The following is an 8280-nucleotide window of genomic DNA, read 5'->3' as shown; positions in this document are numbered from 1 at the left end:
AGGCTCTCCTTCTTCTTCGTCGCCCGTACGACGATCCTGGAGGAGGTCGCCAAGTTCCGTGCCGCGCGCCGGATCTGGGCGAAGGTGATGAAGGAGGAGTTCGGCGCGAAGAACCCCAAGTCGCTCATGCTCCGCTTCCACACGCAGACCGCGGGCGTCCAGCTCACCGCCCAGCAGCCCGAGGTCAACCTGGTCCGGGTCGCCGTGCAGGGCCTCGGCGCGGTCCTCGGCGGCACCCAGTCACTGCACACCAACTCCTTCGACGAAGCCATCGCCCTCCCCACCGACAAGTCGGCCCGCCTGGCCCTGCGCACCCAGCAGGTCCTGGCCTACGAGACGGACGTGACGGCGACGGTGGACCCCTTCGCGGGTTCGTACGTCGTAGAGAAGATGACCGACGACGTCGAAGCCGCGGCCCTGGAACTGATGCTCAGGGTCGAGGACATGGGCGGCGCGGTCAACGCCATCGAACGCGGCTTCCAGAAGGGCGAGATCGAGCGCAGCGCCTACCGGATCGCGCAGGAGACCGACAGCGGCGAGCGTGTGGTCGTCGGCGTCAACCGCTTCCGCCTCGACGAGGAGGAGCCCTACGAGCCCCTCCGGGTCGACCCGGAGATCGAGGCCCAGCAGGCCGCCCGGCTGGCGAAGCTCCGGGCCGAGCGCGACCAGGGGGCGGTGGACGCGGCACTGGCGGAGCTGAGGACGGCGGCGGAGGGCACAGCCAACGTCCTCTACCCGATGAAGGACGCGCTCAGGGCCCGGGCGACGGTGGGCGAGGTCTGTAACGCGCTGCGGGAGGTCTGGGGGACGTACGTCCCGACGGACGCGTTCTGACCGGCGGGGTCCACCCTCGCGGGTGATCTCCCGCCGATCACCCGCGTCCGTGGATGAGCTCGTGAACAGTGGTCTCCGAAAGGAGGATGCCGTGGCTGTGACACAGCACGAGGAGCAGGTGACGACGATGCAGTCCGAGCTGACGATCGGCTAGGCGGCCGAACAGGCCGCACGCTCGCTGCCTGGGCATCGCGTGGAGATTCTCCAAGGGAGGCTCACTGTGACACCACCGGCCGACGGATCGCGTGCTCTGGCGCTGTCCTGGCTCAGCGAGGAATTCGGTGTCAGAGCGCGTGGGGTCGGGCTGAGACTGGTCCAGGCGGTCGGGCTCTGGCTGCCCACCGGCCCGGACGACTACGCGATTCCCGGTCTCGCGGTTGTCGAATCCGACTTCCGTGAGGCGCACGTCATGAAGAACTGCTACGCCCCACACGTCTTCCGTATGGTCCTGGAGGTCACCTCGACCAACTGGGCGGACGATCTCGGCCCCAAGGTCGAGGACTACGCCCAGGCGGGCATCCCGGTCTACGTGGTGGCCGAACCGCAAGCACGACCAGGTGCTGGTCTGCACCGATCCGCGCGGCGGGGAGTACCGGAACCAGACACCCCGCAAGCGGGGGACGTCGTTCGGCGTGCCTGACGTCGTCGGTGTGGAGACGGAGCTCTCCGTGGACCGTCTGCTGGACGGCGACGAGGACTGACCCGCGCGGCGAGGACCGCCCCGTGCCGGGCGCCGAACCCGTGCCGTGCCGGGCGCCGAACCCGTGCCGTGCCGGGCGCCGAACCCGCGCCCCGTACCAACCCCCCGACCAGGACCGGTCCGCCGTATTCCGGACCGCCCGGGCGGAGTGTCGTACCCGCGTGCGACACTCCGTTCATGCTGGGTGTGACCGATCTTCCGACCTATCTCGCCGGCCTGGTGCTGATCATTCTGCTGCCGGGGCCCAATTCGCTGTACGTGCTGTCCGTGGCCGCCCGGCGCGGTGTGCGGACCGGGTACGTGGCCGCCGCGGGTGTCTGGACCGGGGACGCGGTCCTGATGACGCTGTCCGCGCTGGGCGCCGCCTCCCTGCTGCAGACGACGCCCCTGCTCTTCGCCGTCGTGAAGTACGCGGGCGCGGGATATCTGACCTGGCTGGCCATCGGGATGCTGCGTGCAGCCGTGTCGATGTGGCGCGATCGGCACCGGCGGGTCGCGGAGCTGACGGAGGCGGAGGCGAAGCCCGCGACGGCGGTCGAGCGGCCCTACCGGCGGGCGCTCGTGGTCAGCCTGCTCAACCCGAAGGCGATCCTGTTCCTGATCTCCTTCTTCGTGCAGTTCGTCGATCCGGGCTACGCCTATCCGGCGCTGTCCTTCCTGCTGCTGGGCGCGCTGCTGCAGATCGGCAGCTTCCTGTACCTCACGGCGCTCATATTCGGCGGCACCCGCCTGGCCACCGCGTTCCGCCGCCGTAAGCGGCTGTCGGCGGGGGCCACTTCGGCGGCGGGTGTGCTGTTCCTCGGTTTCGCGGCGAAGCTCACCTTCAGCAGCGTCTGAGCCCCGCGGGTCCGGGCCTCAGTGGTGCCAGGCCTTGCCTCCCACGTTGTGGATCATGCGCTGGAGCACCTTGAGGGCGGCGACGAACTCCTCGTCCGGGATGCCGGCGTGGATCTCCGACCTCGCCCGGGAGACCCGCTCGTACACCTTCGCTCGCAGCGCGTGCCCCTCCGGGGTCAGCCGCAGCCGGGTGGTGGCGTCCTGGGTGACCAGGCCGTCGACGACGAGTGTGTCGATCTCGGGGTCCAGTGCGTCCCCGATGTGCAGGTAGCCGCGGAGCATCGCGACGACCTCGGCCCGTGGACGGCCCGCTCCGTCCGCGTCCACGAGCTGGTTGAGGACCCACCAACGCGGCTGGGTCAGGCCGTGTTCGGCCAGGGCGGAGCGGATGTGGGTGACGGTGGCTTCATGGGCGGCCCAGCTCCAGTAGCCGATCGGCTGCCGTGCCAGTCCCGCGTCGTCATGTGAGTAGTCCATGTCCCCGAACGTAGGAGCTCAAGCGCGCTTGAGGTCAAGGGGTGGTCGCCCGGGGTTCCGCCAGCGGGTCCCGTGGGGCGGCCGAGGGGGTGAGGGCCTTCCGCAGCAGCGGGGTGGACCACCGCTCCACGTACCGGTGCAGCAGCCAGGCCAGCACCAGCATCGACCCGACCGTGAGCACGGCCGTGAGCGCCGCGGGAACACCGAGGGTGCGGTGCAGCGCCCCCACGACCACCCACCCCAGATGCTCGTGGACCAGGTAGAAGGGATACGTCAGCGCCCCCGCGACCGTCAGCCAGGGCCAGTCGACGCGGTGCAGCGCGCCCACGGCGATGGCGGCGACCGCGACGAAGCCCGCCGTCACGATCAGGATGATCACCAGCGACGAGCGGTACGAGAACGCCTCCTGGCCGGCCGGATGCCACAGGTCCGCCACCGCGTGGTGCTGGCCCAGCAGCCAGCTCACCCCGACGATGCCCCACGCCACCGCGTCCCGGCGGTCGCGGTGGACCAGGTAGAGGCCGATGCCGCCGATGAAGAAGGGCGCGTGCTCCGGCATGAGGAGCACATCGAGGAAGGGCTGACCGGACGCCTTCGTGAGAGCCGCCGCCAGTGTCCACACGGCGCAGAACAGCACGATCCGCTGCCGGTTCGCGCCGGGCAGCACGACGAACAGGGCGAACAGCGCGTAGAAGCGGATCTCCGCCCACAGCGTCCAGCACACCCCCAGCACCCGGCTCGCCCCCAACGGCTGCTGGAGCAGGGTCAGATTGACCAGCGCGTCGCTGGGCGAGACGGCCGCGTACGTCACCACGGGCAGCGCGAAGACCAGGGTCACCAGCACGACCGCGGCCCAGTAGGCGGGCATCAGGCGTGCGACGCGCGACGCGAAGAACGAGGAAAGCGACCGGCCCCAGCCGCTCATGCAGATCACGAAGCCGCTGATGACGAAGAAGATCTGCACGCCCAGCGGGCCGTAGGCGAACCAGGTGTGCGCGGTGGGGAACTGGACCGCGGGCGAACTGCCCCACGCCGTGGTGATGTCACCGCCCCGGCCGCCGTAGTGGTAGGCCGCCACCATCAGCGCGGCGAGCAGCCGCAGCCCGTCGAGCGCGCGCAGCCGCGGCCGCGACCGGGCAGGCCGTGACGGCGGCGCACAGGTCCCGGAGCCGCCGGGGTGGGACGCCACGGACGTCACCGGCCCCACCGGGCCCGGTGACGTCCCGGTCCCCTCGGTGAAGCCCGTCCCCGGTGTCGCGGCGGCCTTCGACGGCCCCGCTCCGGTCCTCCCCGCGTCCTGCGGTGTGATGGTCACAGCCACTCCATTCAGCCGGTGCGCCGCGTCAGCGTAGGTCCGCGCGGAGGGACAGAACGGACAGGAAGTGTGCAGTTTCCCGGGCTGACAGGGCGAGTTCATCTGGCAGTCGTACGGGTTTTCTACCGTGACGCCGAACCGCAACCTGTTGTGCGGACGCAGCCTCGGAGCCGTTTCGGCGGAGGTGCCCGCGACCGCGTACGAACCGACGCCCACCTCCCCCCACGGGCATCAGACGCTTGGAGCGCCATGACGAAAGCCCGCCCCCGTTGGCAACGGCCACGTGACGTGGAGGTCCCGGCCCCACGCGCGGGCACTGCCTCCCCCGCCGTCACCCCCACCGACCTGGACGTATGCCTGCGCGCCTGCGCCTCCCACAGCGGAAAGCTCGTCACGGGGCTCGACCGGCGTCGCACGGCACTCGCGGAGGCGCTGCGTCATCTGCTGGCGACGCACGCCACGACGGCCCCCGTCGCCCCGGCGCCCGCGGCGTCGCTGCCGCTGATACGGCGCACCGTCAAGGGCGCGACGAGCACCGGCCCGGTACTCGCCGACGAGCTCATGGATCCGCTCCTCGCGGTCGGCAACAAGGCGCTGGAGTGCGGCTACGAGGACGAGACGAAGCTCGCCCTGCTCGTCGCGGACACCGTGCTCACCCAGCGCAAGCGCTCCCGCGCGGGCTGGCGGCTGCGCGCCCGGGTCCTGGAGACGATGGGCGCGGAGACCGCGGCCCTCGACGCGTACGAGCGCTACCTCGGCCTGACCGACGACGACGGATTCGGTGTGGCCGCGAAGGTCGCCGGGCTGCGGCTGGGCGGGGAGATCCAGCACGAGCTCGTGCGGCGGCTGGAGGAGAGCTGTCCTGCCGCCGGCCGCTTCACCGACCGTCCCGTCACCGAGTCCTGGGCCGAGGGCCTGGAGCTGCACGCGCGCGGAGACTGGGCGGAGGCACAGCCCCGGCTGGTCGGAGCGCTGCTCGCCCAGACCCGCGACGGCACACCCGTGACCGAGATCCAGGCCACGGCCTCGCAGTACCTCGGCCTCGCGCGGGAGGCGAGCGGCGTCATCGGCGGCGGAGGCGGCACGGGCGACCCCACCGGGCCCACCCCGCTCACCGAACTCACCGAGCTCTACGCCGAACAGCGCAGGAACCGGGCGCGCGGCGCCGTCGCGGACCCCACCTTCGACGGTGTCGAATGGATCACGCTGGGCGAGTTCCGCAACCGCATCGCGGGCAAGTCGATCTGCCTGATCGCCAACTCGCAGCGCGTCGGCAACGGTTCGATGGGCGCCGAGATCGACGCCTACGACCTCGTCGTCCGCTTCAACTCGTACAAGATCGACCCGGCGGCGACCGGCCGGCGCACCGACATCCACGCCACCATCCACAAGCACAGCTTCAACTGGGACCAGCGCGTGGACACCAGGCTCGTCTTCGGCGGCATCTCCGGCGGCTGGAAGCAGTCCCTGCGCAGCCGGCTCGTGCCCGGTGCGCAGACCTGCCTCGGCGACGAGTCGCTGCGCTGGCCGCTGCGCGAGATCGGCAAGGTCGGCAGCGACGTCTGGCCCGCCATCCCCACCACCGGTTTCAACATGCTGTGGCTGCTGGACTTCCTGGACGTCAGCCCGCAACTGGACCTGATCGGCTTCGACTTCTACGAGAGCGGCGCCTACCGGCTGGCCGGTGCGATGAAGATGCCCATCACCTCCGTGCACGAGTACACCAGCGAGAAGGCGTGGGTCATGGAACGCGCCCAGAGCGTCACCGATACGAGGATCCGACTGCGATGACGACCGCGCCTTCCATCCCGACCGCAGCCAACGCGCTCACCGGCAAGCGCCGGATCGCCTTCGCGAGCTTCGTGGACGAGAACTACCTCCCGGGCTTCCTGACCCTGCTCCGCAGCCTGGCGCTGTCCAACCCGTCCGTCTGCGAGGACTTCCTCGTCCTCCACGACGGCCTGCGCACCGACTCCCTCGCGAAGATCCGCGCCCTGCACCCGCGTGTCTCCTTCCGCCAGGTCGACGCCGCGCACTACGACAGCTACGCCAAGGGCGACCAGGACAACTACCTGGTGCGCAAGGCGTACTTCATCCTGGACGTGTTCCGGGTGCGCGACTACGACACCGTGATCACCCTGGACACCGACATGGTGGTCCTCGGTGACCTGGGTGAACTGCTGGAGCTGCGCGACGGCCTCGCCGCCGTACCGCAGTTCTTCTACGGACAGCACAAGCTCAACAGCGGGCTGCTCGTCATCCAGCGCGAGTTCCTGAGCGACGACTTCTGCGCGAAGCTGGACGAGGTCGGACGCAACGGCTCGTACGAGCTCGACAAGCACGACCAGGGCATCCTCAACGCCGTGCTCGACGGCGGATTCCTCCACCTCGACGCCCGCTACAACTTCGTCAAGCGGCGCCTCTCGGGAGACCTCCCGGTCCCGGACGACACCGCGATCCTGCACTTCACCGGGCGCCACAAGCCGTGGCAGGGCGGCGAGGCCGGCTACGGCCAGGCCGAGGACCGCTGGCACGCGTACGAGCTCTCCGAGGCCGACTTCCACGAGGCCTACCTCTCCCTGCCCGGCGCCAAGCACCACGACCTGCTGGTGCACTACGGCATCCCGCACGTCCGGCGGACCGGTGACGTCGAGACCGCGCGGCGCGTCGCGGGCGCGCACATCGGGGCGGGGGAGTACCAGGAGGCGGTGGACCTCCTGGGCGGCATCCGGATCCCGGTGGACGAGGCCTGGACGCACGAGGTGCTGGGGCACGCCCTGATGAGCGTCTCCCGCTACGGTGAGGCGCGCGCCGAGCTGATGCTGGCCACCGCCGCGCCCAACCGGGCCGCGACCTCCTTCGGACGGCTCGCCCAGATCGCCTGGATCCACGGCGACGACGAGGCGGCCGCCGAATACGCCCTGGACGGGCTCGGGGTCGACCCGACGCACCGGGCGAACCGGCTGATGTACAAGCGCACCACCGCCGCGAAGCCGCCCGCCGAGGGCAGGCCCGCCGATCAGCTCGCCCATGTCGCCTTCTACATGGAGCAGCAGGGCAACGCCGGGGACAAGCTGCTGCCGGAGAGCGTGCGCCTCGCGTTCGACCAGGACACCGGTCCCGCCCGCTGGCACTCCGTGCACGCCCACCGCCTGTTCGACGAGGCGGCACTGGAGCGGGTCAACGCCCGCCGCGGCCTGGTCATCGGCGGCGGAGGCCTCTTCATCCCGGACACCGCGCCCAACGGCAACAGCGGCTGGCAGTGGAACGTCCCCGACGCGCTCCTGGAGCGCATCGACGTACCCGTCATGGTCTACGCCGTCGGCTTCAACGCCTTCGACGGACAGGCCTACGGCCAGAGCCGCAACCGCTTCCTGTCGAGTCTGCGGAAGCTGGTGGAGCGCTCCGCGTTCTTCGGGCTGCGCAACCACGGCTCCATCGAGAAGGTGCGCGACCTGCTCCCGGCCGAGCTGCGGGACAAGGTGCGCTTCCAGCCCTGCCCGACGACCGTGACCCGGCAGACGACGCCCGGCTGGACCGACCCCGCCGAGCGCGACGACACCATCCTGATCAACGCCGCGTACGACCGGGCCGGGCTCCGCTTCGGCCACGACTACGGGCACTTCCTCGGCGAGATGGCCACCGCCGTCAAGGGGCTCCGGGCGTACGGCGACGTGCGGTGCGTGGCGCATTCGCTGGACGACGAGCGGATCGCGTTCGACCTGCGGCGTGAGCACGGCATCTCGCTGCCGGTGATCCCGATGTACGACTTCGACAACGACGCGATCCGGGACACGTACGCGCGTACGAAGCTGGTCATCGGGATGCGCGGCCACGCGGGGATGATCCCGTTCGGCTGCGGTACTCCGATCATCAGTCTGATCTCGCACCCGAAGATGGCGTACTTCCTGGCGGACATCGAGCGGCCCGAGTGGGGCATCTCCGTCCACGACCGGCACCTCGGCGCACGTCTCGTCGAGCGGGCCGCCGGGCTGCTGTCCGACCACGCGGCGACGGTCGCCGACGTGCACGGCCGTCAGCAGGAACTGTGGAAGATCACCGAGGCGAACGCGGCCGACCTGCGGGTCATCCTGGGCGGCCGGACCGTCTGACCCCG

The 8280-nt window shown here is 70.6% G+C and carries 7 protein-coding genes; 5 read left to right on the top strand and 2 right to left on the bottom strand.

The window, feature by feature from the left end; translation table 11 throughout:
* The 3 genes from ACFWVP_RS28470 to leuE all read left to right on the top strand — a co-directional run.
* Positions 1 to 834, top strand: an 834-nt coding sequence (locus tag ACFWVP_RS28470; protein ID WP_384500826.1) for a methylmalonyl-CoA mutase family protein, incomplete at its 5' end; no start/stop codon positions are given.
* A gap of 220 nt (positions 835 to 1054) precedes the next feature.
* Positions 1055 to 1474 (top strand): Uma2 family endonuclease, encoded by a 420-nt coding sequence (locus ACFWVP_RS28465; protein ID WP_384500825.1) that lies wholly within the window; start codon positions 1055 to 1057, stop codon positions 1472 to 1474.
* Positions 1475 to 1711: 237 nt separating this feature from the next.
* Positions 1712 to 2371 (top strand): leucine efflux protein LeuE, encoded by a 660-nt coding sequence (gene leuE / locus ACFWVP_RS28460; protein ID WP_384500824.1) that lies wholly within the window; start codon positions 1712 to 1714, stop codon positions 2369 to 2371.
* An 18-nt stretch (positions 2372 to 2389) separates the two neighbouring features.
* Here leuE and ACFWVP_RS28455 read toward each other — a convergent pair whose 3' ends face one another.
* Both ACFWVP_RS28455 and ACFWVP_RS28450 read right to left on the bottom strand, forming a co-directional pair.
* Positions 2390 to 2848, bottom strand: coding sequence for a MarR family winged helix-turn-helix transcriptional regulator (locus tag ACFWVP_RS28455; protein ID WP_384500823.1), 459 nt, complete (start codon positions 2846 to 2848; stop codon positions 2390 to 2392).
* A 34-nt stretch (positions 2849 to 2882) separates the two neighbouring features.
* The gene (locus ACFWVP_RS28450) at positions 2883 to 4055 is read right to left on the bottom strand and encodes an acyltransferase family protein (RefSeq protein WP_384500829.1); all 1173 of its coding nucleotides are present in this window, start codon (positions 4053 to 4055) and stop codon (positions 2883 to 2885) included.
* Between the two features lie 357 nt (positions 4056 to 4412).
* On the opposite strand from ACFWVP_RS28450, the gene ACFWVP_RS28445 reads away from it, so the two are divergent.
* Positions 4413 to 5954 (top strand): hypothetical protein, encoded by a 1542-nt coding sequence (locus ACFWVP_RS28445; protein ID WP_384500822.1) that lies wholly within the window; start codon positions 4413 to 4415, stop codon positions 5952 to 5954.
* Positions 5951 to 8275 (top strand): glycosyltransferase, encoded by a 2325-nt coding sequence (locus ACFWVP_RS28440; protein WP_384500821.1) that lies wholly within the window; start codon positions 5951 to 5953, stop codon positions 8273 to 8275. The genes ACFWVP_RS28445 and ACFWVP_RS28440 overlap by 4 nt, the downstream gene beginning before the upstream one ends.
* The last annotated feature ends 5 nt before the right edge of the window (positions 8276 to 8280 follow it).

Source organism: Streptomyces sp. NPDC058637 (genome assembly GCF_042717325.1).
In the GTDB taxonomy this organism is placed as follows: Bacteria; Actinomycetota; Actinomycetes; order Streptomycetales; family Streptomycetaceae; genus Streptomyces.
The sequence above is the reverse complement of the archived record's forward strand: the minus strand, read 5'-3'. Positions and strand labels throughout refer to the sequence as shown.